The organism is Devosia sp. (assembly GCF_028290435.1).
Classification (GTDB): domain Bacteria; phylum Pseudomonadota; class Alphaproteobacteria; order Rhizobiales; family Devosiaceae; genus Devosia.
The window spans coordinates 40280-66306 of record NZ_JAQGJV010000010.1 but is presented as its reverse complement, the minus strand read 5'-3'; the positions used below and the strand labels follow the sequence as shown (position 1 = coordinate 66306).

Annotated in this window: 22 protein-coding genes; 6 read left to right on the top strand and 16 right to left on the bottom strand. The window is 62.9% G+C overall.

The genetic code is table 11. From position 1 onward, the window contains the following. The 4 genes from JWP26_RS03305 to JWP26_RS03290 form a co-directional block, all read left to right on the top strand. A partial coding sequence (locus tag JWP26_RS03305; RefSeq protein WP_299723423.1) for an ABC transporter ATP-binding protein occupies positions 1-713 on the top strand: 713 nt, incomplete at its 5' end. Beyond that, a complete protein-coding gene (locus JWP26_RS03300; protein WP_299723420.1) occupies positions 706-1710 on the top strand; it encodes an ABC transporter ATP-binding protein in 1005 nt (334 codons plus the stop codon). The genes JWP26_RS03305 and JWP26_RS03300, both read left to right, overlap by 8 nt. Before the next feature lie 66 nt (positions 1711-1776). Further along, positions 1777-2748 carry a mannonate dehydratase gene (locus JWP26_RS03295; RefSeq protein WP_299723417.1) on the top strand — a complete coding sequence of 324 codons (972 nt, stop codon included), beginning with the start codon at positions 1777-1779 and terminating at the stop codon, positions 2746-2748. After that, on the top strand, positions 2745-3587 hold the full coding sequence (locus JWP26_RS03290) for an NAD(P)-dependent oxidoreductase (RefSeq protein WP_299723414.1): 843 nt from the start codon (positions 2745-2747) through the stop codon (positions 3585-3587). Before JWP26_RS03295 ends, JWP26_RS03290 begins: the two co-directional genes overlap by 4 nt. A 70-nt stretch (positions 3588-3657) precedes the next feature. Here the strand turns inward: JWP26_RS03290 and JWP26_RS03285 are convergent, their stop codons facing one another. The 8 genes from JWP26_RS03285 to JWP26_RS03250 all read right to left on the bottom strand — a co-directional run bounded on the left by JWP26_RS03285 (position 3658) and on the right by JWP26_RS03250 (position 15536). After that, the gene (locus JWP26_RS03285) at positions 3658-5763 is read right to left on the bottom strand and encodes a beta-galactosidase (protein WP_299723411.1); all 2106 of its coding nucleotides are present in this window, start codon (positions 5761-5763) and stop codon (positions 3658-3660) included. 76 nt (positions 5764-5839) lie between these two features. Continuing rightward, positions 5840-6715: a 2-hydroxy-3-oxopropionate reductase gene (locus tag JWP26_RS03280; RefSeq protein ID WP_299723408.1), complete on the bottom strand. Its 876-nt coding sequence runs from the start codon at positions 6713-6715 to the stop codon at positions 5840-5842. A 9-nt stretch (positions 6716-6724) separates the two neighbouring features. After that, entirely contained in the window at positions 6725-7501 is a 777-nt protein-coding gene (gene hyi, locus JWP26_RS03275) for a hydroxypyruvate isomerase (RefSeq protein WP_299723405.1), read from the bottom strand. Positions 7502-7512: 11 nt separating this feature from the next. Beyond that, positions 7513-9252 (bottom strand): ABC transporter ATP-binding protein, encoded by a 1740-nt coding sequence (locus JWP26_RS03270; RefSeq protein ID WP_299723402.1) that lies wholly within the window; start codon positions 9250-9252, stop codon positions 7513-7515. 4 nt (positions 9253-9256) lie between these two features. Next, on the bottom strand, positions 9257-10429 hold the full coding sequence (locus JWP26_RS03265; protein WP_299723399.1) for an ABC transporter permease: 1173 nt from the start codon (positions 10427-10429) through the stop codon (positions 9257-9259). Then, complete coding sequence (locus tag JWP26_RS03260) at positions 10429-11415, bottom strand: ABC transporter permease (protein WP_299723396.1); 987 nt, start codon at positions 11413-11415, stop codon at positions 10429-10431. The genes JWP26_RS03265 and JWP26_RS03260 overlap by 1 nt, the downstream gene beginning before the upstream one ends. Before the next feature lie 11 nt (positions 11416-11426). Then, a complete protein-coding gene (locus JWP26_RS03255) occupies positions 11427-13535 on the bottom strand; it encodes a family 10 glycosylhydrolase (protein ID WP_299723393.1) in 2109 nt (702 codons plus the stop codon). 78 nt (positions 13536-13613) lie between these two features. After that, complete coding sequence (locus JWP26_RS03250) at positions 13614-15536, bottom strand: ABC transporter substrate-binding protein (protein ID WP_299723390.1); 1923 nt, start codon at positions 15534-15536, stop codon at positions 13614-13616. Positions 15537-15701: 165 nt separating this feature from the next. Between JWP26_RS03250 and JWP26_RS03245 the strand changes: the two genes are divergently transcribed. Then, positions 15702-16706: a LacI family DNA-binding transcriptional regulator gene (locus JWP26_RS03245; RefSeq protein ID WP_299723387.1), complete on the top strand. Its 1005-nt coding sequence runs from the start codon at positions 15702-15704 to the stop codon at positions 16704-16706. 16 nt (positions 16707-16722) lie between these two features. On the opposite strand, the gene JWP26_RS03240 is transcribed toward JWP26_RS03245, so the two are convergent. The 7 genes from JWP26_RS03240 to JWP26_RS03210 all read right to left on the bottom strand — a co-directional run bounded on the left by JWP26_RS03240 (position 16723) and on the right by JWP26_RS03210 (position 24293). Beyond that, the gene (locus JWP26_RS03240; protein ID WP_299723384.1) at positions 16723-17409 is read right to left on the bottom strand and encodes a hypothetical protein; all 687 of its coding nucleotides are present in this window, start codon (positions 17407-17409) and stop codon (positions 16723-16725) included. Continuing rightward, a complete protein-coding gene (locus JWP26_RS03235; RefSeq protein ID WP_299723381.1) occupies positions 17409-18452 on the bottom strand; it encodes an ABC transporter ATP-binding protein in 1044 nt (347 codons plus the stop codon). The genes JWP26_RS03240 and JWP26_RS03235 overlap by 1 nt, the downstream gene beginning before the upstream one ends. A gap of 10 nt (positions 18453-18462) precedes the next feature. After that, complete coding sequence (locus JWP26_RS03230; RefSeq protein ID WP_299723378.1) at positions 18463-19305, bottom strand: carbohydrate ABC transporter permease; 843 nt, start codon at positions 19303-19305, stop codon at positions 18463-18465. Then, a complete protein-coding gene (locus tag JWP26_RS03225; protein ID WP_299723375.1) occupies positions 19295-20203 on the bottom strand; it encodes a carbohydrate ABC transporter permease in 909 nt (302 codons plus the stop codon). Before JWP26_RS03225 ends, JWP26_RS03230 begins: the two co-directional genes overlap by 11 nt. A 131-nt stretch (positions 20204-20334) precedes the next feature. Beyond that, a complete protein-coding gene (locus tag JWP26_RS03220; protein WP_299723435.1) occupies positions 20335-21570 on the bottom strand; it encodes a sugar ABC transporter substrate-binding protein in 1236 nt (411 codons plus the stop codon). 66 nt (positions 21571-21636) lie between these two features. Further along, positions 21637-23253, bottom strand: a complete 1617-nt coding sequence (locus JWP26_RS03215) for an FAD-dependent oxidoreductase (protein WP_299723372.1) — start codon at positions 23251-23253, stop codon at positions 21637-21639. Then, positions 23250-24293 carry a LacI family DNA-binding transcriptional regulator gene (locus JWP26_RS03210; RefSeq protein WP_299723369.1) on the bottom strand — a complete coding sequence of 348 codons (1044 nt, stop codon included), beginning with the start codon at positions 24291-24293 and terminating at the stop codon, positions 23250-23252. Before JWP26_RS03210 ends, JWP26_RS03215 begins: the two co-directional genes overlap by 4 nt. Before the next feature lie 107 nt (positions 24294-24400). On the opposite strand from JWP26_RS03210, the gene JWP26_RS03205 reads away from it, so the two are divergent. Continuing rightward, a complete protein-coding gene (locus tag JWP26_RS03205) occupies positions 24401-25105 on the top strand; it encodes a GDSL-type esterase/lipase family protein (protein ID WP_299723432.1) in 705 nt (234 codons plus the stop codon). On the opposite strand, the gene JWP26_RS03200 is transcribed toward JWP26_RS03205, so the two are convergent. Continuing rightward, positions 25059-26021, bottom strand: coding sequence for an ABC transporter permease (locus JWP26_RS03200; protein WP_299723366.1), 963 nt, complete (start codon positions 26019-26021; stop codon positions 25059-25061). The genes JWP26_RS03205 and JWP26_RS03200 overlap by 47 nt on opposite strands. Positions 26022-26027: the final 6 nt, after the last annotated feature.

The window sequence follows — 26027 nt, the reverse complement described above, 5'->3', positions numbered from 1 at the left end:
TCGATAAGATCGCCTATATTCCCCAAGGCGCGATGAACTCGCTCAATCCCGTGATGCGCATCGGCGCGCAAATGATTGATGCGATCAAATCCCATATGCCGCGCGAGGGGCGCTCGGCGATTCTGGATCGCTGCATGCACGCGCTGCGCTCCGTCGATCTGGATTCTGGCGTGTTCCGTATGTACGCTCATGAACTCTCCGGCGGCATGAAGCAGCGCGTCTGCATCGCCATCGGTATTTTGCTCGAGCCCAAGGTCATTATCGCCGACGAGCCGACCAGCGCGCTCGACGTGGTGACCCAGCGGCAAGTGATGGAAACCATCGACCGTGTGCAGGACCAGATCAACGCCGCCGTCATCCTGATCGGCCACGATATGGGGCTGATGGCCCAGTTCGTCGATAAAGTGGCGGTGATGTATGCGGGCCGCCTCGTCGAGGTCGCCAGCGTGCGCGAGATGTTCACCGACCCTAAGCATCCCTATTCGCAGGCGCTGATTTCGAGCCTGCCGAACCTCGACAATAAGGGCGTGTTCCAAGGCATTCCCGGCCTCGCGCCCTCGCTGCTGCGCTTGCCGAGCGGCTGCGCTTTCCATCCGCGCTGTCCCTATGCTGAAGAATTGCAGCGCACGGTGCGTCCAGAATCCGTGACCCTGGCTGGCGGGCGAACCGTCACCTGCCACCTCTATGCGGAGGAGGGCCAGCGCCATGGCTAACCTGCTCGAACTCAAGAACGTTTCGAAAGTCTATCAGCGCGGCATCATCAGCCCCCACGCCAATATCGCTCTGCGCGACATCTCGTTGACCCTCAAGGAAGACGAGCCGACCATCATGACGGTGGCCGGCGAGAGCGGCAGCGGCAAGACCACGCTCGCCATGCTGCTGCTGGGTTTCATCACCTCTACGACCGGGGAAATCCTCTACCGCGGCAAGAACATTGCCGGCCTCACCGGCAAGGACCGCATGGCCTATCGCCGCGAAGTGCAGGCGGTGTTTCAGGACCCCTTTGCCGTCTTCAATCCCTTTTATACCGTCGATCATCTGCTGACCGTGCCGATCAAGCGGTTCAAACTGGCCCGCAACAAGACCGATGCGCGCAATCGCATGGAGGAGGCGCTGACCGCTGTCGGCCTGCGCCCCGAGGACATTCTGGGCCGCTTCCCGCACCAGCTTTCGGGCGGCCAGCGTCAGCGTATCAATGTCGCGCGGGCGCTGCTGCTCAAGCCGCGCCTCTTGATCGCCGATGAACCGGTCTCCATGGTGGATGCGTCGCTGCGCGCCAACATTCTGGAAACCCTGCGCAATTTGCAGCGCGACCATGGCGTCTCGATCATCTACATCACCCATGACCTGACCACGGCCTATCACATCGCCAAGTCGATCATCGTGCTCTATCGCGGCGGGGTGATGGAGGCGGGTGACGTCGATGCGGTCATCAAGTCGCCGCAGCATCCCTATACGCAACTGCTCGTGGACTCGATCCCGTGGCCCAATCTGAACCAGCGGTGGGGCGAACACCCGATCATGGCGCGCGAGGCCGATAGCGTCAGCACCGGATGCCCGTTCCGTGCCCGTTGCCCCAAGGCGATGGAAATCTGCAAGACGCGTCCGCCGCTGTTTCAAATCAATCCCAGCCAGGCCGCTGCGTGCTATCTGCACGATAAGCAGCCGCAGATCGTGGCCGAGCGGCTTTCCGAACTGCTGCCGGCCTGATCTGGTCATCCTAACTTATGCATGGCCGTCTGCGGCCATGCGCGAGTCTTTACTGAGTGAGGTTTTATGCTCGAAATTGCCGAATTCATTTCACCGGCACCGTCCCCGGTGTGGAAACTTGCCCAGCAGGCGGGCGTTAATCTGGCGGTCGGCGGCCTACCCTTCGATACGCTGCGGCCGGGCGAGACAGTTGGCGATCTGGCTCCGCTGCAGCGCATGAAGCAGGTCTATGAGGACGCCGGTTTTGAGTTGCGTGTCATCGAATCCCGCCCGCCGCTCAACAAGGCCAAGCGCGGCCTGCCAGGACGGGACGAAGAGATCGCGGTGGTCTGCAACCTGCTCGAAAGCATGGGCAAGCTCGGCGTTCCGGTGTGGTGCTACGAGTGGATGACCGACTTCAACTGGGTCCGCACCAATATGGCGACACCATCGCGCGGGGGCTCCGTCGTCACCAGCTTCGACATCAACGACGTGCCCGCCGATCTGACCAAGGAGCCGCCGATCGACGAGGAGGCGCTGTGGACCAATCTGGACTATTTCCTGCGCAAGGTGCTGCCAGTCGCCGAGCGGGCAGGGGTCAAACTGTCCATGCATCCGGACGATCCCCCGTTGTCGCCGATCCGCGGGGTGGGGCGCATTATGCGCTCGATCGAAAACTACCAGCGACTGATTGAACTGGTCCCCAGCCCGATGAACACCATCACGCTGTGCCAGGGCAATTTCACCCTGATGACCGACGATCTGCCGCGCGAAATTCGCAAGTTCGGCAAGAAGATTTCGTTCATCCACTTCCGCGACGTGCGCGGCGTGCCGACCAAATTCGAGGAAACCTGGCACGACGCCGGCAAGACCGACATGCTGGCCTGCATGAAGGCCTATAGGGACATCGAATTCGACGGCGTTTTGCGCCCCGATCACGTGCCGACCGTCGAGGGCGACAGCAATGCCAATGCCGGTTATTCGGCATTCGGCCGGCTCTATGCCATCGGCTACATCCGCGGCCTGCAGGAAGCGGTTTACAGCGGGAGTGCGCAATGAAGATTGCGTTGACCGGAGCCAGCGGCCGGGTCGGCCGCGGCATCGCCGCGCTTGCCGTGGCGCAGGGCCACAGCATTGTCGGTATCGATCGCGTCCCCAAGCACGAGGAATTGGCGGATTCCGTCAGCTTTATCCAGGGCGAAATGGATGATTATGACGCCCTGGTTGCGGCCTTCGACGGCTGCGACGCGCTGATCCACATGGCGGCTATTCCCTCGCCCGGCCGGCATCCCGACCATGTCGTGCACAACAACAATGTCGTCGGCAGCTATAACGCCCTGCGCGCCGCCGCCGAAAACGGCATCATGCGGATTTGCCAGGCCTCCAGCGTCAATGCCATCGGTCATGCCTATAGCCGCCACCCGCGCTATGACTTCTTCCCGCTTGACGAGACCCACGCCAACTACAGCGAAGACCCCTATAGCCTGTCGAAATGGATCTGCGAGCAGCAGGCCGACAGCTTCGCGCGTCGCCATGAGGGCATGACCATTGCCAGCATGCGGTTCCACTACGTGGTGCCGGAGCGTGCCATGGCCGCACGGGTCTATCCCGCCGATGGCCCGAACGTCGACAAGCACCTGTGGGCCTGGACCAACCTCAACGCTGCCGCCGACGCGTGCCTCCGCAGCCTGAATGGCACGTTTACCGGCCACGAAGTGTTCTACATCGTCTCTCCCACGACGACCGTGGAAGTGCCGAGCCTGGAACTCGCGGCGCGCTACTTCCCCGACATCCCCGTCACCGGGGACCTCTCCGGCCTGCGCAGCTTCTTCAGCTCGGCCAAGGCGGAACGCCTGCTCGGTTGGGACCACGACGCGGCGATGGCGCAGGCACAATAAGGCCTCGGCCAGTGCTGATATGAACCTGTCGCGCTGGCGCACCCTTCGGGTGGCCAGCGCGATGCGTTTGTTAGGTGAGTTGAACCACAATGGCGTCACGCGGGGGAATGGTGACGCCATCGGCAGTCGACGCGTCGGGATTGCCCCAGTAGGTTTTGCCGAATGTCGCTTGGCCGCTATCCAGCACGATGGTGGTCTGCTGGGCTTCCCGGGTCGGGTTGAGCAGCCACAGCACGCGACCGTCAGGGCCATCGTGCAGGCGTCCCTGCAATGTCGAGTTGGACAGTTTCAACTGTTGGGTCCTGCCGGTCCAGGCGAGTGCGTCGGCGAAGAAGGCCAGGTTTTCGGCGTTGCTCTGCTTGAAATAGGCGATGCCGGGATTGGTGCCGACCAGCAGGGTGCGGCCTTCACCGAAGGTGTTCTCGACCACCGCTTTCCTGCCATCAACAAAGCTGCCGCGCACCGTTCCGGTCGTTGGCGTGTACGATTGCAGGAAACCACCGCCTTTGACCGGCTTGCCGTCGAAATCGAAGGCAATGCGGTCGCCGATATCGGGCATGAACTCGACCTCGTCTTCGCGGGCGCCGAACACCGCGTCGAGGCCGTTATTGGGTTGGACCGTGCCGACCTTGCCGCGATCGCCGAAATAGCCGGGCGTGGCCTCCGAAATCAGGGTGCCGCCGTTCTCGACCCAGCTCGCCAGTGCCTTGGCGTGCTCGGCGGTCAGCATGATGGGGTAGGGCGCGTAGATGGTGTCATAGTCGGCAATGTGGTCGATGTGGACCCAATCGGCCTGGATACCATTGTCGAAGAAGCCGCGATAAGCGCCCCACATCGCCTCGCGATAGGTCTCGGGCTTGTGGTTATGGTTGAGCAGGTAGTCCCAGGCCTGCGCCTCGGGAATGACCAGGATGGCAATGTCGCCCTTAACGGGCTTGGCTGCGAACAGCGGCTTCTGCTCGGGGGCATTGGCCCATTTGCCAATGTCGCTGGCCATGTCCGAGCGCGGGGTGCGCGAGCCATCCATGCCGTATGACCCAAAGGCACCGAACAGCGGGCCATCGAGCAGAGGACGATAGCGCAGGTTCAGCACGCCGGTGGCGCCGGCGGCGAACGAGGTCATGGTCAGGGTGCGAATGTCCTCTGGGTCCATGACGCGACCGTCATCCTTGTCGCGGCCGAGCACCTGCGGCTGCAGCCAGAGCGGACCGCCCGGACGTTCGGCATGCCACCATGGCTTGCCGCGCGCAGCGGCGCGGGTCAGGTCGGGGCCGAAGAAGTTCTGCCACGGCTTGAAACCGCGCCGGCTGGGCACCCAGGTGAGGCCATAAAGCTCGACCTTGGAGGCGGCCAGCCAGTCGTCCGAGCCATTGGCGGCCATGTTGGGAATGGCGCCACCGACACCGTGCGCGGCGATCAGGCAGTCCTGATCCACGGCCCGGATGGTATCGATCTTGAACTGCATCTGGCCGTAGTAATTCTGCCGCTTAAACTCGAGCCAGTCGAGGTTTTCGGGGTAGGCGGCAACTTCGGCGGGGGGCTCGATATCCTCCCATTCAGCGTAGGAATAGCGATACCAGGCGTTGGCGAGGGTTTCGAGATCGCCATATTTCGCCTTCAGCCAAACCCGGAAGTCGGCCTTCATATACGAGGAATAGTCGACGTCGGCGGCGTAGTTGACCTCGTTCCAGACGTCATAGCCCAGTAGACCCGGATGGCCTTTATAGCGGGTTGCCATGGCCTTGAGGAATGCGGCGACCGCCTCCTTCACCTCGGGTGCATTCATGGTGAGGGCGCCAGCGCCGCCACCATTGTTGGAAAAGCCGCCGGTCGAGGAGCTGACGCCCATGTTTGAGGTCATCGGCCGCCCGTCGGCACGGATCTGGCGGGCATGGCCGAACTGGCGATAGGCCCAGTCGGGGACGGTATGGGTCAATTCGGCGATGATGGTCTTCATGCCGTTCTTGGCGGCAAGGTCCATCTGGCGGTCGTAGTCCTCCCAGTCATAGAGGCCCGGCTTGCGCTCGATCGAGGCCCACATGAACCAGTGGCGGAAGACGTTGAGCCCATCTTCGGCGGCGACGCCGTAGTCGCGGTCCCAATCCTCGCGGGGGGGATTGGACTTGCGGAAATAGACCGCGCCGAACGGCACTTGGGGGAGCTTGTCGATTGGCATTTTGCGTTCCTTAAGCAATGGGATAGCGCGCGGCGCCAAGGCGCCGTTGCAAAAATGGGATGAGAGAGGGGCTGGTTTAGCGGTCGATGCCGGCCAGCGCCTCCAGGGTCAGGATCAGCGCGGAATGGTCTTTGTCGCCATCGCCGCGGGCGATGGCTGCGTTCATCAATTGCTGCGTCGCCGCGGCGTTGGGTAACGCAATGTCCAGCGCTTTGGCGGCGTCGACGGCCAGCGAGAGATCCTTGCGGTGCAGCCGGATGCGGAAGCCGGGGTCGAACGTGCGCTTGACCATGCGGTCGCCATGCACTTCGAGCACGCGGGAGGCGGCAAACCCGCCCATCAGCGCTTCGCGCACTTTGGCGGGGTCGGCGCCGGCACGCTTGGCGAACAGCAGGGCCTCGGCAACGGCCGCGATATTGAGGCCGACGATGATCTGGTTGGCGACCTTGGCGGTCTGGCCATCGCCATTGCCGCCGACGAGGGTGATGTTCTTGCCCATGGTCTGGAACAGCGGCAGCGCCTTGTTGAATACCGCCTGCGGTCCACCGACCATGATGGTGAGCGCGGCGTTCTTGGCGCCGACCTCGCCACCCGAAACGGGGGCGTCGAGGTAGTCACACCCTAATGCCTCGATGCGTTTGGCAAAGTCCTTGGTGGCGACCGGGGAAATCGAGCTCATATCGATGACGAGCTTGCCGGCTGACAGTCCTGCCGCGACACCGTCGGCACCGAACAGCACCGCCTCGACATCGGGGGTGTCAGGCAGCATCAGGATGATGATGTCGCTGGCTTGGGCGACGGCCTTGGCGGACTCCAGCGCCTTGCCACCGTTGTCGACGAGACGCTGCGACGCATCCTTGACGCGATGCAGGGCAACGCTGTGACCGGCGGCGATCAGATGTTCCGCCATCGGGCGCCCCATGACGCCGAGGCCGATAAAACCGATATTCATGGACGCTCCTCAAAGATAGGGTTTCATCCAGCCCAGGCCAGCACTCGTGCCGGCCTTTGGCTTGTATTCGCAGCCGACCCAGCCGTCGTAGCCAAGCCGGTCGATCTCGGAGAGCACGAAACCGTAATTGATTTCGCCGGTGCTGGGCTCGTTGCGGCCGGGATTGTCGGCGATCTGGATGTGGCCGATGCGGTCCTTGAGGCGCGCATAGGTGGGGACCAGATCGCCCTGCATGACCTGGGTATGGTAGACGTCGTACTGGATGAAAAGATTGTCGGACCCCACAGCGTCGAGCAGGCGCTCGGCATGGTGCGTGGTCGAGACGTGAAACCCGGGAATGTCGCGCAGGTTGATCGGCTCGAGCAGCAGCTTGATCCCGGCGTCGGCGAGGCGCGGGGCGGCGTATTTGAGGTTGGCAATCAGCACGGCGTCGCGCTGTTCGGCACTGGCGCCGGCCGGGGCGATACCCGCGAGGCAGTTGACCTTGTCGCAACCCAGCGCCTGGGCATAGCGAATGGCCGTCATCACCCCGGCCTGAAATTCCACCACGCGATCGGCATGGCAACCAATGCCGCGTTCGCCGCCGTCCCAGTCGCCCGCCGGCAGATTGAACAGCGCCTGCGTCAGGCCGTTAGCCTTGAGTGCTGCGGTGACATCCTCGACGGGGAACGCGTAGGGGCCGACATATTCGACGGCCTTGAAGCCATCTTTGGCCGCCGCCGCGAAGCGGTCGAGAAAGGGCAGGTCGGCGTAGAGGAACGAGAGATTCGCGGAGAATTTGGGCACGGAACGATCCTTCAAGCGGTAAAGCGGGTGCGGTGCATCATCCGCTTGTGGCGCGGGTCGGGGTTGGGAACGGCGGAGATCAGGCTCTTGGTGTAGGGTTCCTGCGGATCGGTGCAGATTTGCTCGGCGGTGCCCATTTCCACCAGCTTGCCGCGATGCATTACGGCGACCCGATCGCAGAAGTAGCGAACCACCGAAATGTCGTGCGAGATGAAAACGAAGCTGAGATCGAGCCGCTTTTGCAGGTCGAGCAGCAGATCGAGGATCTGGGCGCGGATCGACACGTCGAGCGCCGCCGTCGCCTCATCGGCGATGATGATCTTGGGATCGAGCGCTAGGGCACGGGCAATGCCGATGCGCTGGCGCTGGCCGCCGGAAAACGCATGCGGATAGCGCTCCATGGCCATGGGGTCGAGCCCGACCAGTTCGAGCAGTTCGCCGACGCGCTTTTCCAGTGCCGCACCCTTGGCCTTGCCGGACACGACCAGCGGATCGCCGATCACTTCCTTGACCGTCATGCGCGGGTTGAGCGAGGCGAAGGGGTCCTGGAACACCAGGCGGACATCCCGATGGAAGGTCTTGAGCTGGCGCTTGTTCAGCGCCGTCACGTCCACCGGCTCCCCCTGGCCGAAATAGGTGACGGTGCCGGAAGTCGGCTCGACCGTGCGCAGGATCAGCCGGCCAAGCGTCGTCTTGCCGGAGCCGCTCTCGCCCACAATGCCGAGATTCTCGCCCGGATAGAGATCGAAGCTGACATCGTCCACGGCCTTGATCGCGTGACTGCCGCCGCCGAACCATCCGGCCGATGCGCCGTAAAGCTTGGAGAGGTTGCGCACGCTCAGCACCGGCTCGCGCGTGGTGGCGGCGGGCTCGGCATGGGTCGTGGCGCGCTGGTTCTGCTCAAGCTTGACGGTCGAACCGAGCAGGCGCCGGGTATAGTCGTGCTTGGCATCGTGGAAAATGGCGTCGGCGCTGCCGGCCTCCACGATACGGCCAAAGTGCATTACTGCGACGGCATCGGCGACTTCGGCCACCACGCCCATGTCGTGGGTGATCAGCAGCATGGCCATGCCGCGGCTGACTTGCAGGCGCTTGATCAGGTCGAGGATTTCGGCCTGCGTCGTCACGTCGAGGGCGGTGGTCGGCTCGTCGGCAATGAGGATTTCCGGGTCCGCTGCGAGGGCCATCGCGATCATGGCGCGCTGGCGCATGCCGCCGGAAAACTCGAACGTATAGCGGTCGATCATCTTGTCGGGATTGGGGATTTCCACCTGCCGCAGCAGCTCGATGGTTTCGGCGCGCGCTTGCTTCTTGTCCATGCGGCGGTGGAGGCGCAGCGCCTCGACGATCTGGCTGCCGATGGTGTGGACCGGGGAGAGCGAACTCATCGGCTCCTGAAAGATCAGCCCAATCCGGCCGCCACGGATCTTGAGCAGTTCAGGGCTTCGCTCGTTGAGGGTGGCAATGTCGATATCGCCATGCTTGCCGCTCAAGAGCACGCGGCCGGACGCAATCGCGCCGTTCTTGTCGAGGATGCGCAGCAGGGCGCGGGCGGTAACCGACTTGCCCGAGCCACTTTCGCCGACAAGGCAGAGCGTCTCGCCACGGCGCAGCTCGAAGCTGACATCGCGCACGGCATGCAGCACCTGGGTGCGCAAGCGGAAGTCGAGACTGAGGTTTTGAACCTTGAGCACGACGTCGCCGGCGGCGGCATCGGACTGTCGTTCGGTGATGACGTCTTGCGTTTGCATGGCGTCAGCTTTCGTACGGATCGGCAGCGTCGCGCATGCCATCGCCAAGGAAATTATAGGCCAGCACGGTCAGCACCACGGCGCCGGCCGGCCAGATCAACAGCCATGAGGCATTGGCGATGGTGCGCACGTTCTGCGCGTCCTGCAGCAGCACGCCCCAACTGACGACGGGCGCCTTGAGGCCGATGCCGAGAAAACTTAGCGCGGTTTCGGCGACGATCATGGTGGGCAGGGCCAGGGTGACCACCGCGAGGATGTGACTGGTGAGCGAAGGGAGGATATGCCGGAAAATCAGCCGGCGCTCGCTCGACCCGTCCAGCCTCGCGGCGGTAACGAAGTCTTCGCTGCGCAGGGCAAAGAACCGGCCGCGCACTTCGCGCGCCAATCCCGTCCAGCCGAACAGCGAGACGATGAGGGTAATGACGAAATAGACGGTGAGCGGCGACCAGGTCAGCGGGATCGCCGCCGCGAGGCCCAGCCAGAGCGGGATGGTGGGCATCGAGGAAATCACCTCGATAACGCGCTGGATGATCATATCCACCCACCCGCCGTAAAAGCCCGAGATGGAGCCCAGAACGACGCCGAGCAGTAGACTGATGCTAACACCGATCAGGCCGATGGACATGGAAATGCGGGTGCCGTGGATCAGCCGGCTGAGCAGGTCGCGCCCCAGCTTGTCGGTGCCCAGCAGATACATGGTGTCGCTGGTCTTGAGCGGTCCAATCAGGTGGACATCGGCGGGAAACAGGCCCCACATCTTGTAGGGCGCGCCTTTGACGAACAGGCCAATCGGGACGACCTGGCTCTCGTCGATGACATAGGAGCGGCGCAGCGATGCCTGGTCTACGCTCATCGTATAGCCGGTAACGTGCAGCAGGAACTGCTGGCTGCCATCTGGCTGGGTGGCGAACAGGCGCAGTTCCTGCGGCGGTGCATTGGTGAATTGCGGGCGCGAAGTGTCCGGCAGGGCAGGGGCCAGGAACTCGGCGAACAGGCCGATCAGGTACAGCATCAGGATAATGATGCCGGCCACGACCGCGACCTTGTTGCGCACGATTTTGGCCCACATCAGCCGCCATGGACCGGCTGCGGCGGTCTCCACCGGCTTGCCGGCTTTGAGCGCAGAAACGGCCGGGCCGGTTTCAGGCGCCTCGTCGATGAAACTATGAGCGATCATCAGTTGAACCTGATCCGTGGGTCTAGAAGGGCAAGAAGGATGTCCGAGATCAGCATGCCAACAAGGGTCAGCACCCCCATCAGGAGGATGAAGCTGCCTGCCAGATACATGTCCTGGCTGATCAGCGCCCGCAGCAGCAGCGGGCCGGCGGTGGGCAGATTGAGCACGATGGCGGTGATGGTGACGCCCGAGATCAATTCCGGCAGCACCCAGCCAATGGCTGAGACGAACGGGTTGAGCGCGATGCGCACCGGATATTTCAGCACGGCCTTGTATTCGGGCAGGCCCTTGGCCTTGGCCGTCACCACATAGGGCTTGTTGAGCTCATCGGTGAGGTTGGCGCGCAGGATGCGGATCAAGGCCGCCGTCCCATTGGTGCCGATGACGATGATCGGAATCCACAGATGCGCCAGCAGATCGACGAACTTGCCCCAGCTCCACGAGGCCTCTGCATATTCGGGCGAGAACAGGCCGCCCACGCTCTGACCGAAATATTTGTAGCTGAAGTACATCAGCACCAGCGCCATGATGAAATTGGGCACGGCGAGGCCGATGAAGCCGAGCAAGGTGAAGGCATAATCGCCGACCGAATGGCGGCGCATCGCCGAGTAAATGCCGATCGGCAGCGATACCGCCCAGACGAAGAGCAGCGAGGCCAGGGAGATGCCCAGGGTCGAGCCCATACGCTCCCAGATCAGGTCCGCCACCGGCCGGTTCCATTCGAACGAATAGCCGAAGTCGCCCCGAAACAGGATGCCGCTGATCCACTTCCAGTATTGCTCCCACATTGGCGCATCAAGGCCATAGATCTGGCGATAGCGCTCGATCTGGCCGGGGTCCACATTGGCGCCGCTGTCCGCCATTGAGGCGAGCATCGAGGTCAGGTAGTCGCCCGGCGGCAGTTGGATGATCGTGAAGGCGATGATCGACATCCCGATGAGGGTCGGGATCATGTAGACCAGTCGCTTAATCACATAGTTCAGCATGGCGGTTCCGCTCAGGCCCAGGTCACGTGGACGACTTCGATGGTGTCGATGGACGGCACAGCGATGGTGACCCGGCCATCGGCGAGCGTGGCCTCCACATCACCACCCGCGACCAGCAGTTTGGCCCGGCCAAACGTCTTGCCGGATGGAATGGCGATGGAAACTTCGATGCGGCCGGCCGGATAGACCTCGCGGATCGGCCCCTTCATCATCATGGGGTTGGACAGGTTGTTGAGCACGATCGCCAGGCCGGAGCGGTCCTCGCGCACCGATAGGTCGAGCACGGCGCGACCGCTGATTTCCACGTCGGGCCGCTTGTTGAGCGCCCAGTGCACGGCATTGCCGATCAGCCGCGAATGATCGCCCGCCATAACTTCCCAGAGGATGCCGCCGATATTCCAGGGGATGTAAACCGTGCGGCCGCCCGAGGCGTGTTCGCGGGTGACGACCGCGGCGCCCTTGGGGTCTTCGCGCGGATAGACCTCTTCCATCGGCAAATCGGGGAAGTCGGGCACGTAGAGGAAGGGCCGTTCGGCATCGGCGACTGCGTCGACCGCCAGAAGCTTCGTGCCGCCCATGATACGATTGGCGCCCTCGAAGCCTTTGGAAATCGGATGGTCGCCGTTGATGGCGACGTAGGTGTTCTTGACGGGACCGCGTGCGGCCTTGGTCAGGCTGACACCCAGCAGAGGCCCCAGCGCGATGGCGTTGCGCGGCTTGTTGCTCTCGGTCCGGGTCGAGCTTTCATGGGCCGCGACCACCGAGCCGCCACGCGCCACGTAGTCTTCGAGCGTCTTGACCTGCGCGTCGGACAGGCAGGTGGAGTTGGCGAGGATGATGACCTTGAACTTGTCGAGCGTCTCGGGCGTCATCGCCTGGTCCGACACCATCTCGAACGGCAGCTTGGCTTCGATCAGAGCCATGTAGAAGCCCAGATCGTCCGCCTCCGCCGCGCGGCGCGTATCCTGGCCATGGTGACGCAATGTCGTCGCGGGATCGAGAATGGCGATCTCGGCAATCGGCGTCATGGTGCTGACCACTGGCTCGAGGTCAGCGTGCAGGCCAAAACTGTCGGCGACCGGCTCGACCCAGCGCGTGTCCGGCACGACGCCGTTGAACTTGGTGAACCAGGGCAACAGCCCCTGGGTGGTGCCGTCGTCGATCCAGGCCTGAATTTCGGGTCCGGTGGTGACCGAGTCTTTCCAGCGGTATTCTTCTTCCGGCCCAATCGAGGTGATGAGGATGGCCGGGCGATCCCGGAACGTGGCGCGCATGCGCTTGCCGTTGCGGCCGCTCATCCACACCGGCTCGGTGCCACGGCGGCCCTGATCGTCGACGCAGAGGAACGGGCAGTATTTCTCGATGATGTCGAGGTCGAACTCGGTCAGCGAGACGGAGCCCATATTGGGAATGAAGCTCGTATGCGGCTTGATGGCCTTCATCACCTCGTCCCATTCGACCACGAGGCGGCTCAACACATTGCGGCGCCAGGCGGTCCAGGCCAGCCATGCGGGGTTTTCCAGGCTCGAGTCCATCGGCAGTTCGTGGCCGGATGCGGCGCGGAAATTGGTCTTGCAACTGTCGCAATAGCACACGCCATGACCCTGCCAGCGGTTGGCGAAGATGGCGTCGATATCGTAATTGGTGGTGATCTCCTTGAGCACCTCGGGCATGAACTTGAAGTTGTAGTCCGAATAGGCGCAGGTCACCCATACTTCCTGAAAAGCCCAGTGGCGGCGCTTGTTGCCTTCCTTGTCCACCGCGATCCATTCGGGATGGGCGTCCGCCGCGTCCTGGTGGATGGCATGCGGATCGACGCGCGCCATGACGTGCATGCCCAGCTTGCGGGCACCGGCGACGAGGTCGCCAAACGGATCGCTGTCGCCCAGGAATTTGGAGACGTAATGCAGCGGCACCTTGGAAGGGTAGTAGGCCACATAGCCGCCGGCGCTAAGGCAGGTGGCGTTGGAGCGCGTGCGCTTGAACACGTCGACCCAGAAGGCCGGATCGTATTTGATCGGGTCATCCTCGGCCAGGGTGAGCTGGGTCCAGCGCGTCGCCGACCGATACCAGTCGGGCTTGCGCAGATGATCAGTGGTCTTTGCCTGGGTGTCGAGCATCACGGGTTCCATTGGGTATGATTGTGCCGTCGCCGGTCCACGAGGGACCGGCGCAGGTCAGTTGTTGCGGTGTGGGCCTTAGGCCTTGAAGAACTGCTCCGGACGCGCCGGCCCGGGCGTGGGCCAGCCGAACGAGTTGGGCATGCTGTCGAGCAGGTTGACGACGTCGTTCTTGACGACCCCATAGCCATCGGCCGGCAGGCTGACGCCAAAGGTGAGGAACAAATCGGCTGCGCCCTGCAGCACCTGGGCCATCAATTCGGTCTGCTTGACCGGATCAGCTGTGCCAACCAGCGTGCGATACAGGTCCTGCTGGGCCTTGACCGCAGCGGGTGGCTCAACGGCCGCTTCATTGTCGGGCTGGGTGAAGTAGAGCGACCAGCCTGGAGCGTAGAAGCAGTTATTGTTGATCGGGACGTAAAAGCGGGCGTCGAGCATTGCGGCAATGCCCGAATTGGCGCCGAACTGGTGTGCGGTGGCATCGTATTCGCGGCCACGGCGCACCCGTTCTTCCCAGAGCGAGCGGTCCATGGTGCGCATCTGCGCATCAATGCCGACCGCCTGGAACATCGGAATAGCCAGCTCGAACATGTCGAGGAAGGTCGTGCGGGTCTGGTCGATCTCGAAAATGATCGAGACGCGCCGGCCTTGTTCATCCTGGCGATAGCCCTCGCCATCCTTGGTGGGGATGAGCGCATCGAGAAGTGCGTTGGCCTTGGCCACATCGAACTCGATGAACTGCTTAGCCAACTGCTCGTTGTAGAGCGGATCGCCTTCGCGCATCGAAGGCTGGGCAGGGGCACCCTGGCCGACGAACACGGCGTCGATCAGCGCCTGCCGGTCGATCGCATGGGACAGTGCCTGGCGGAATTCGATGGTGTTGAACAGCTTGTTCTTGACCGGGTCGAGATGGTTGAGATTGAGCTGGAAGGCCATGACATTGGCCGCGGTTTCCTTGAGCGTATAGAAACCGTAGCCGCCGCTTTCCTGCCCATCGAACAGCACCGGCTTGTTGGCCGGGGTGCAGATGTACTGGTCCATGATGTCGATTTCGCCCTGCAGCGTCTTGAGCAGCAGCACTTCGGGATCGGCGACCATCTGATAGACGACGCGGTCGAAGTAGGGCAGTTGCGTGCCCTTGTCGTCGACCTTGAAATAATACGGATTGCGGGTGGCGACAGCACGTTCGGTATTTTCGCCGGGAGCGCCATCGGTGAACACCCAGGCGTTTAGCGTCGGCCGCTTGCCGTTCTGATAGAACGTATTGTCGTCCAGCATGCCGATCTCGCGCTGGAACAGGGCGATCCAGCTCTCCAGCCCCTGCGCTTTGGCCAGCGTATCTGCGTCCGGATTGTACTTGATGTGGAATTGTTCGAGGTAATGCTTGGGCGTGCGCGTCATCTGGTCCTGCTGGGCCCAGGCGAGCTGCTGCACGAAAAGGCCGTTGGGGCCGGGGAAGATGACCTTGAAGGTCTGCTCGTCCACCACTTCGAGCTTGGCCACCTCGCCATCGACAGACCACCAGGAATTGCCACCGAGGCTGGCTTCCGCGTCAGTGAAATAGGCCTCGTACCAGAACTGGATATCGGCGGTGGTGAAGGGCACGCCGTCCGACCATTTGTGGCCCTTGCGCAGGGTAAAGGTGTATTCGGTCGCCTCGGGATTGACCAACCATGACTCGGCCGTGTTTTCGACGAGGCCCGACCAATCCGGGTTGAAACGGACCAGAGGCTCATAGCCCTGGTAGCGCACCAGCATCGACAGCGAACCGCCACCGACCAGGGCATGGTTCCAGTCACCACCCTGCTGGCCGGTCCGTTCGAACGGCGTGATGACCAGTGGATTGGCGGGCAGGCGCTCGGCGACCGCTGGCAATGTGCCGGCATCGACCTGGGCCTTTAGAAAAGCTGATTCCTGAGCCCGAACCCAGCTTGGTACGGCCAATGCTCCGGCAAAAGCGGAACTCGCGACGATAAAAGCCCGACGGCTGATGCTTACCATTTGATCTCCTCCTGGCTAACCGCCTATGGACGTTGTTAGCGATGGTGAGCCTGCGGCCGTAATTTTGTTAGGTAAAGCGTTATGTTGAAATTGATGTCATTCTGGGGATAGAGTGAGCTATTGCCGGACGTCGCCCGAAATGGTGGGTATCGGTGGGGAGCTCCAATGGCACGCGTCACGTTGTCGACAATCGCCGAAATGACCGGCCTATCGAAGTTCGCCGTGTCCAGATCCCTGTCCGGCAAGGATGGCGTCAGCGACGAGACGCGTCTTCGCGTGCAACAGGTCGCCGCTGAGCTGGGATACACCCGCGCGGTCGTCGAGGTTGAGGAGACGGTGCTTGGCGTGGTGTTCCACGATACCGACCTCATCAATTCCGAACTTCATCTGCTGATCCAGAGCGGCTTTCAGGCGCAAGCGCAGCGCTGTGGCTATCAGGTGCGCATGTGCTGGACGCATCTGCCGCAGGAAATCGAGGCATTCGCGCGCGGCTGCTCCGGCGTCGCTCTGGTTGGCCCGCACCCTATGTCGACCATGCAGCGCATTCGCGATTTGGGTGTGCACGTCGTGCGCAATGGTTGGATGGATCCCTTCGATCCGTTCGATATTGTCTCCGGCACTGACCATGAGGGCGGCTCGGCCGTCGCCAATTACCTGCTCGAACTGGGGCACCGCACCATCGCCTACGTCCACGGCACGCCCGGCTATCGCGGTCGTGTCGAGCGCTTTTACGGTGTGCGCGAGGTGTTCGAACGATACGATGATGTCAGCTTTCGCGAGATGAAGTTCCAGGCCGAGATGCGCTTCACCGAGCATCTGCAAGCGGCCCATGCCGACGGGTTTTTCCCGACGGCCTTCTTTTGCGCCCACGACGGCATGGCGCTGACCGTCGTTTCCGAACTGCTCCGGCTGGGGTATAAAATCCCCGAGGATGCGTCGGTCATCGGATTTGGCGATTACTCTGCCGCAACCCAGATATCGCCCCAGCTGACCACGGTTAAAGTGCAGGGGCGCGAGATCGGCGCCGGCCTGGTGCGTGTTCTGGATGACCGCATCAATGAACGCATGTCCCCCGAAATCCCCCTGCGCCTGCTGTTCTCGGGGCACCTGGTTATCCGTGCCTCGGCCGGGCCGGTCGCCGACGCTCTCCCGAAGTCGATCGCGTTGTGAGGGATGACTGCCGTTGCTACCGAGCGGCTGTTATGGCGGCGACGGATGCTCGCATACTCGCAGGCGTCGCCCCGGTGACGATGACGCCAAGCAGCGGCGCGGCGATCCCGGCGGCGCGGAGGGCGGGCATGTCGGTGGGGGTGAATTTCTTCTGGCTTGGGGCGATGACCGGCACGCCGGCAAGCGCCGTGATGTGGGCATAGCGAGCCAGATCGGCCGCGGTCAGCGGCGTGCCGTAGCCGGCGAAGTCCATGATGGAGGCTTCGATCATCGCACCGGGAATGGCGGCAAGGCGGGCGATGTCAGCATCGGTGCTGGTGGCGGAAAGGGCCGGCATTGGGCGTAACCGCGACTGCAGCAGGTGCGGTTTCAAGTGATCGATGTAGACGTTGAACCCTTCGAAGCCGAGATCGGCAAGGGCGTCCATTTCGGCAAGGGTCGGCACCGTTTCCTGGCCTGCCATCACCAGCATCGGCGCGCCGAGCTTGGCGAGGGATTCGAGGAACGGCCGTTCCTCCGTGAAGCTGCCGAAGGTAGTTCCGGAGGCGCGATGATAGGCGTTGAGGTGGACCTTTATGGCGGTAGCGCCGCCGTCGAGTGCGGCCTGCGCCAAAGCGAGGTCGTGGCGCGGTAGCGATACGATCACCGGAAACTGGCCCGTTGTAATGGCGCGGTAGAGCGGGGTTTCGAGATAGGTGGGCATCAGTTGATCCGCGCGCCGGTGGTGGCGTCGAACAGGTGGACACTGGCCGGATCGGGACGGACCATGATGGTTTCTCCGGGCTTGGCTTTGACGCGCTCGCGGAACACGCCGATGACTTGGTGTTCGCCCAACGTCATGGTGACCTGGGTTTCCGAGCCCATCGGCTCGACCAGCAGGACCGTGGCGGCGACCCCGGCGGGCGAGAGTTCGAAATGTTCGGGGCGGATGCCGTAGACGGCGTCGCCGATTGCGAGGCCAGGCGGCAGGGGCAAAACAATGCCGGCGGCAGCGAAGCCATCCGCGGTGATCTTGCCACCGATGAAATTCATCGAGGGGGAGCCGATGAAGCCGGCGACGAACTGGTTGACTGGGCGGTCGTAGAGATCGAGCGGCGCGCCGATCTGCTCGACCTTGCCGGCATTGAGCACCACGATCTTGTCGGCCATCGTCATAGCTTCGACCTGATCATGCGTGACGTAGATAGTGGTAACGCCCAGCCGCTGGTGCAAGCTCTTGATCTCGCCCCGCATGACGACGCGCAACTTAGCATCGAGGTTGCTGAGCGGCTCGTCGAACAGGAAGACCTGTGGATTGCGCACGATGGCACGGCCCATGGCGACGCGCTGGCGCTGGCCGCCGGAGAGCTGGCGCGGGTAGCGCTTGAGCAGGGGCACGAGGCCGAGGATATCGGCTGCCCAGTTCACGCGCTCGGCGATTTCGGCTTTGCTGGCGCCGCGGTGTTCGAGCGAAAAGCCCATATTGGTTTCGACAGTCATATGCGGGTAGAGCGCATAATTCTGGAACACCATGGCGATGTCCCGGTCCTTGGGATCGAGGTCGTTGACCACGCGAGGCCCGATGGAGACCTCACCATCGGTGATGGTTTCGAGGCCAGCGACCATGCGGAGCAAAGTGGACTTGCCGCAGCCGGATGGGCCGACCAGAACGACGAATTCGCCATCGGCAATGTCGATATCGACGCCGTGGATGACGGGGGCATCGCCATAGCTTTTCTTGACGGCGCGGAGGGTAACGGGAGCCATTTTTTAGTCCTTAGCCTTTGAGGCCGGTATGGGCGAGGCCTTCGACGAACTGCTTCTGGGCGACTATGAAGACCAGCAGCACCGGCAGCGCGGTCATGGTTGCGGCGGCCATCTGGATGTTCCACATGGCGCCGCCGTACGCGTCGGTGAACTGGGTCAGCGCCTGGGGCAGGGTGAACATGTTTTTCGCCGAGATGAAGACGATGGGTTCGAGATAGAGGTTCCAGCTATGCAGGAACGTGAAGATCGCCACGGCGCCGAGTGCGGGCTTGGCCAGCGGCAGCGCGATGATCCAGAAGATCTTGAAACGACCAAGGCCATCGACGCGGGCGGCTTCCTCCAATTCGCCAGGCAGGGCGATGAAGAACTGGCGCATGACGAAGGTGGCGAACACCGAGGGCGCGCCAAAGATGGGCACCAGGATCAGCGGCCAATGCGTGTTGATCATCCCCCATTTGAGGAAGATCTGGAACAGGGGCACGATGGTGACTTCGGACGGGATCAGCAGCCCCAGCAGCACGATGGTGAAGAGGAAATCGGCGCCGGGGAACTTGATGCGGGCGAAGGCATAGCCGGCCATCGACGAGAACGCCATGGTGCCCACGGTGACGATGGCGGCGATATAGGCCGAGTTCCAGTATTGCTGCGCGAAGGGCTGCAGCTCGAACACCTTGCCATAGGTGGTGAAATCGAAGCGGCGCGGCCACAGGTCCGGCGGGAAGGCGAAGATGTCGCTGATAGGCTTCACCGACGAGGTGATCATCCACCATGTCGGGAACACGAACGGGATGAGCAGCACGCACATCAGCCCATAGAGCGCGGTTTTGATGGTGGGCGAGAGATCAGTTTTCATAGAACACGATCCGCTTGCGCAACTGCCACTGGGCAAAGGTGAGAATGGCCACAATGACGAACAGCAGGATCGACAGGGTCGAGCCATACCCGAAGAAGTGGAACTGGAAGGCCTGCTGGTAGAGGTAGTAGACCAGCACGGTCGTAGAGAAGCCGGGGCCGCCCTGGGTCAGCACGGCGATCTGCGCGAAGACCTGCAGCGAGCCGACAATGGTGATGATCGAGGTGAGCAGGATCGTCGGCGAAATCATCGGCAGCGTGATGCGGCGGAACTGCTTGAACGGCGAGGCGCCGTCGACGCGGGCGGCCTCATAGAGCTCCTTGGGCACGCCCTGCAGCGCGGCGAGGAACAGGATCATGTTGAGCCCGACATTCTTGAACACCTGGACGACGACCACGGAAATCATCGCGGTGGTCGAGTTGCGCAGCCAGTTGGGGCCGGTAATGCCGAACATCTGGAGGAAGCCGTTGATGCCGCCATTGTTCTGCAACAGGAAGCCCCAGACGATGGTCCAGGCGACCAGCGAAACCACGACAGGCGAGAAGAACAGCGTGCGGAACACGGTGATGCCGCGCAGTTTTTGATCCAGCAGCACGGCGAGTAGGATCGCCAGCGTCATGTTGAGCACGACGAGGCAGGCCGAGAAAATGGCTGAAGCGACGAGGACCTGGGGCAGGGCAGGATCGTTCAGCAGGTGCTGGTAGTTGGCGGCGCCCTTGAAGGTGAAGGTATTGGCGAGGACGTTCCACTCGTGGAGCGAATACCAGAACACGAGGCCAAGCGGGATGAGGACGAAGACGATGGTGCCGATGAGCTGCGGGGCGATGAACGTGTAGCCCGCCACGGCATCGCGGCGTTCGATGGTCCAGAACGGATGAGGTCGCGGTGGGGTTGTCATTACTCTTCCTTCTCCCTCCCCCTTGTGGGGAGGGCCGGGGTGGGGGTGTTCTTGGCGACGAAGCCGAAGGACCCCCACCCTTGATCCTCCCCACAAGGGGGAGGGCGACGACTGTTAGTTCAGGCCGCAGATTACATCGCCAACATCGGCGTGACGCTGTCGCACACCGACTTCAGCACCGCCGGCACATCCGCATCCGGCACCCACAGCGCGTCAAGCCCGGCGCGAACCGTCTGCTGGATCTGGGCGAAGTTGGTGTGGCCGGGGAGAACCTTGCCGGTGGCTATGCCCTTGATGACGACGTTTTCGATCTGGTCGGCCGAGAGCAGCTTATTGGTGGCGGCCAGGGTCGTCGAGTTCAGGAGGCTCGCGCGGGCGGGCGGGAAGAACTGGGCGAGCTTCTGGCTGTTGGCCGGGTTGGTCATGTAGGCGAGGAAGGCGACGGCGGTTTCGGCATTCTTGCCGGCGGCAAAGGCGCCAACGCCAGCCTGGCCGACCACGGCATAATCACCGGCCGGGCCCTTGGGCAGCGGCACAAGGTCCCAATCGAACGCGTTTTCCTTAGGCAGCAGGGAGGCGCGGGAAATCTGGGTGATGGTCATGGCGGTGTCGCCGGCGAAGAAGTCGATGTCCTCGCCCGGGCCAGGCATGGCCTTGTCGGTGAAGATGGCCTTGTGGATGGCGGTCATGGCGTCGACCATGGCGGGATCGGCGAAGGTGCAGGTCTTGCCATCGGCGCTCCAGGGCGTCGCGCCCCACGCGTCCCAGATCGAGGCCATGTTCTGCCAGACCTGATATTTGAAATCGCGCAGCACGAGGCCGGTCTTGCCCGATTTTCCGACCGTCGACGCGGTTGTGAAGGCATTGTCCCAGGTCCACTGATCGGCGGCGATCAGCTCGGCCGGGGTCTTGGCGCCAGCGGCCTTGATGACGTCGTTGTTGACGAAGAGCGCAAAGGGCGAGGTGGAGAAGGGATAGGCGTAAAGCTGGCCATCCTTGGTCCACAGCGCAGTCGCCTGCTGAGTGACGTCGGCCATGTCATAGCCTTCGGTCTTGGTGAAGGCATCGGTCAGCGGCGCCAGGGCGCCCGAATTGACGAAATCGGCGGCGGTGGCTTCCAGAATCCAGGCCAGGTCCGGCGGATTGCCACCGGCGATCTGCGTGGTCAACGTCGTGGTGTAGCTTTCGAACGGCAGCGGCTCGAAGGTCACGGTGACGTTGGGATGGGTTTCCTTGAAGCCGGCGGCGATCTCGTTGAGCATGGCCAGATGCGCCTCATTGGCGCTCCAGGTGGTCATGCGCAGGTTGATCGCGTCCTGCGCCCAGGTGGTGCCGCTCCAGGCGAGCGGCACGAGAATGCCGGCCATGGCGGCGGCGGATTTGAGTGACGTTAGCTTTGACAATTATTCCTCCTGTTGTCTTTTCTTGGTCGATTAATAGCCGCGCACGTCCGGCCAGCGGATTTCGATCCCCTCGCCATGCAGCCGGGTCTGGAAGTCGGAAAGTTGGGCGTCGTTTTCCTGCACCTGATGCGGTGTGAGCCCATTATTGAGACAATGCGCGGCGAGCAGGCCGGCGACTTCGCCGACATTCCACTCCACCGGATGCAGCCGGTAGCAGCCATTGGTGATGTGGGTGGTGCCGATGTTCTTGCCGGCCGGCAGCAGGTTTTTCACCCGCTGCGGCAAGAGCGCGCCGAGCGGAATTTCGAACGGGGCGGACTCCACGTCGACATAGTTGTCGCCGCCGGTCGAGGGATGCAGGTCGATGCGATACATGCCGACGCCGATGCTGTCGCGATACTGTTTGGACAGCGCATTGCCGTGGATGGCCATCGACACATCCTGCTCGACGATGGTCGTTATCGCCTTGATGCGGCGGCTTTCGCGGATATAGGGCGCCATGGCCAGGCCATGATCGGTGCCGGTGACATCACCACGCAGGCGCAGGCCGCGGAAACCCTGGCCGCCATCCACGCGGGGGGCCTCGGTCTGCAGCCAGTAGAACACCGAATAGGACAGGTCGGCGGCGGCCTTGAGGTGGCGGGCCTTTTCGTCCTCGGAAACGTCGATGATCGAGGCTTCCATGTAGTCGATCATCGGCCAGTTCACGAGGCAGATGTCCGAGCCATAGGCGCCGGGCACGAAATTGCGCTGCGCTGCGATGCGGCGGAAAGTCCACAGATTACCGTCGCCGGGATTACGACGTTGGTCGGCATCGACCAGCAGCGGATCGTCATTGGGATTGGGCGTGAAGGAGCGCTCGGTGATTTCGAGCGTACGCGGATGCGGCGCCTTGAAGCCGAGCAACGGACCGCCCCAGAAGCTGGGCTGATACTTGCGCCAGAAATCATAGTTGGCCGGCTTGTCGATGGTCTGGTCACCATCGACGTGATCGATGGCAAAGCACACCGAGACAGCCTGGACGTTATCGGGCTGTGCCACGTCGGGCGCGCTGGGCTCGCCGGTATCGTGGCGGCTTTCGAAGCCGGTGACATATTCGGTGCCGGTCATCGGCAGCAGGTCGCCGAGTTCGGTGGCGTCGATGATGTAGGGCGCGGAGACGGTGACTTCGGCGCCGGTGTCGCGATGGCGCAGGGTGATCGAGCGGACGGTGTCGCCGGCCACGTCGGCCGCGACAGGGCGGTAAGGCTGGAGCAGGCGCAGCTTGCCGCCGCCGATATAGGGCATCAGCATGGCGTTGATGACGGCGACGCCGACGCGCGGCTCGGCGCAGAGGCGGCTGACAAAGCCGGCGCCCGGATTGAGATCGCCCCAGGCGCGGCTGGCGGCGGTCAGCGGATAATGGTCGCGGTAATATTGGCGGATGCCATTGCGGAGTTGGCGATAGGAGCGGGTGACGCCGAACTGCTCGACCCAGGAGTGCTCATCGGGCGGTACGGCCTGGCTGGTGAGCTGGCCGCCGAGCCAGTCGAATTCCTCGCTCATGATGACGCTGCGGCCGTTGCGCAGGGCGCCAAGGGCTGCGGCGACGCCGCCGAGGCCGCCACCGACGACGAGAATATCTGCGCTGAGTTCTTTTATGGTCATGGTCCGGTCTTAGGCTTGGTCAAAGGGGCAGGGCCGAGGGTGTCGCCCTCGAGCGGTTCGCAAGGCAGCAGGATCTGCTGGATGGGTTCATCGTGCTCGACACGGCGCACCAGCATTTGCGTGGCGGCGCGGGCCATGGCCTCGCGCGGGATCGAGAACGAGGTGAAGCGGCGGCCGGTCTGTTCGGCGCGAATGTGGTTGCCGAGCACGACGATGGAGAGCTGTTCTGGCACCGCAATGCCGCGCTGGCGGGCCAAGGTCTCCACCTGGATGGCATCGGCCAGTTCGATGAAGAACACGGCGGTGGCGCCGCTAGCGACAAGGCCGTCGAGGGTTTCGTTGGCGGGTTGCGCAACGTCGGGCATGTGCGCGACGAGGTGCAGGCCCGCAATGGCGCCGGAGAAGCCAGCCCAGCGGTCAAAGGTGGATTCGGCGCCGCTGGCGGGGCCGACATAGGCGATGCGCGTATGGCCTAAGGCGCGGACGCGGTCGACCAGGGCGGCAGTGCCCGAGGCGTAGTCGCCACCCACATAGGGCACGGGCCCACCAGCGTCATCGCGGCGGCCGACGGCGACAAACGGGTAGTCCCCGGCCACCAGTCGCGTGAGTTCATCGCGATCGAATTGCCGGCCGAGGACGAGGCAACCATCGGCGAGGCGCAGGCGGGTATTGTTGCCAAAAATTTTGCGCTGGGCGCCAGCGGCGGCACCGGTCAGCAGCAGCAGGTCATAGCCGAGTTCCTGAGCAGCCTCCTCGATACCGAGCAGGAATGGCGTGAAAAAGTCGGCTTGGGCGGAGGGGAAGGCGGGCTCGTAGGTGAAGACGCCCAGAATGCGGTTGAGGCCCTTGGCCATGCGGCGGGCGACGGGATCGGCGACATAGCCGGTTTCGCGGATCGCCTTGTTCACCCGTTCGCGGGTTTCCTGGGGGATGCGGCCCTCGGCGCTGACCGCACCATTGAGCACGAGCGAAACCGTTGCCTGGCTGACGCCGGCAAGGCGGGCAATGTCGCGCTGGGTCAGGCGTTTGGTCGCGGCCAAAACAGTCTCCCGGATCGGGTCTTGACTGCTAATGCGTATTAGCAGCTAATGCGTATTAACAGGATTGAGGCTCTGGCTGTCAAGCTGGATTCGGAGGTAGGATTTTGATGTTTGCGGAAGCACTGCGGGGAGCCGGAGTTCAGTCTCTGGCGGTGTTCGGAGACAGCATAACGGTTGGCCTGAACGCTTCGGCGCCGCAGAAGGCCTGGCCGCTGCAACTGGCGGACGCCACGAATGTTGAGGTTGTGCGCAACCGCGCCGTTTCCGGCACGATCCTGCAAGGCGGCATGATGGCCGACGGTCTGCACCGGCCTGACAACGGCATTGGCCGCTATCGCGAGGCACTGCTCGGGCCCGATCGGGCCGACGCGCTGGCTATCCTTTATGGCTATAACGATGCCCGGTATGTCGGCGCTCCCGAGAGCCTCAATGCTGAGCGCTTTCGGCGTGACTATGCCCTCATGCTTGACGGGCTGCTGGAGGGTGGCTTCGAACCCAATCTGATCGCCATCGGCAGTCCGCCGTTTCCCTCCGATCGCGGCTTCGCCATCGGCAGCCCAGGTTTTGCTGGGCAAACGAGGGCAGGGTTTGAACTCTATGTTGAAATCGTGATGGCGCTGGCCAGTGAATTTTCAGTCCATTACGCGCCCGTCTACGAGGCGATGTCCCGCTACCCGGACGGTGCGCTCAGCTCAGACGATGTCACGCATCCCAACGATGAGGGTCACTGGGTCATAGCGGGGGCGTTTGTGTCTGCCGCGGTCCCTAGCGCAGGCGCCGCGTATAGGAACTGGTCGACACGGCAAGGATGATGATGCCGCCCACAAGGATTTGGCGAACATTGCTGTCGACGCTCATCTGGGTCAGGCCGTTGTCGAGTACGCCCAGCACCAACACACCAACGATCGAGTAAAGCAGTCGCGGTTCGCCGTGTTCGCTGAGCGTAGAACCAAGGAACACGGCGGCGATGGCATTGAGCATCAGCCCGCTCCCCTGGGTCGGGTTGGCTGATGCCACGCGGCTGGCATACATCACGCCGGCCAGCGCGGCGCTTCCCCCGGTTAGAGCGAAGGCGATCAGCTTGAGCTTGCGCACGGCGACGCCACTCAGATGAGCCGCCTCGCTATTGCCGCCGATGGCGTAAAGGCGGCGGCCAAACGTGGTCTGTTCCAGTAGCACCCACACCAGAACGGCGACGATCAACGCCACGATGGTGAGATTGGGCAGGCTGACGGCGACCCCACCCCAATTGCCCAACGAGATGCCTTCGCGGGCGAAGTTGCCGAAAGCCTCGGGGATCACGCGCCCCGAAATTGTCTTGCCGCCGCTGACCACGAACGCGGCGCCGGACAGCATGGTGAGCGTTGCCAGCGTGGCGACAAAGGGCAGGATGCCGACGAAACTGATCAGCAGCCCGTTCACCGCGCCCCCGGCCAAACCGACGATCAACGCGATCGAGACGGCGGCCCAGATCGGATAATCGAAGCTGAAGAGAATTGCCGCGACGATGCCGGCCAGGCTTGCCATCGAGCCGATGCTGAGATCGAAATCGCCCATCACCATGACAATGGTCATGCCGGCGGCGGCGACGATCAGCATGGACATCTGCTGGGAAATGTTGAGCCAGTTGCGGGCCGTCATGAACGTGTCGGGCAGGCTGATCCAGAAGAAGATCAGGATGGCGGCAAAGCCGATCAGGGTGCCGTAACGTCGCAAAACCGTCAGCATTCGTTT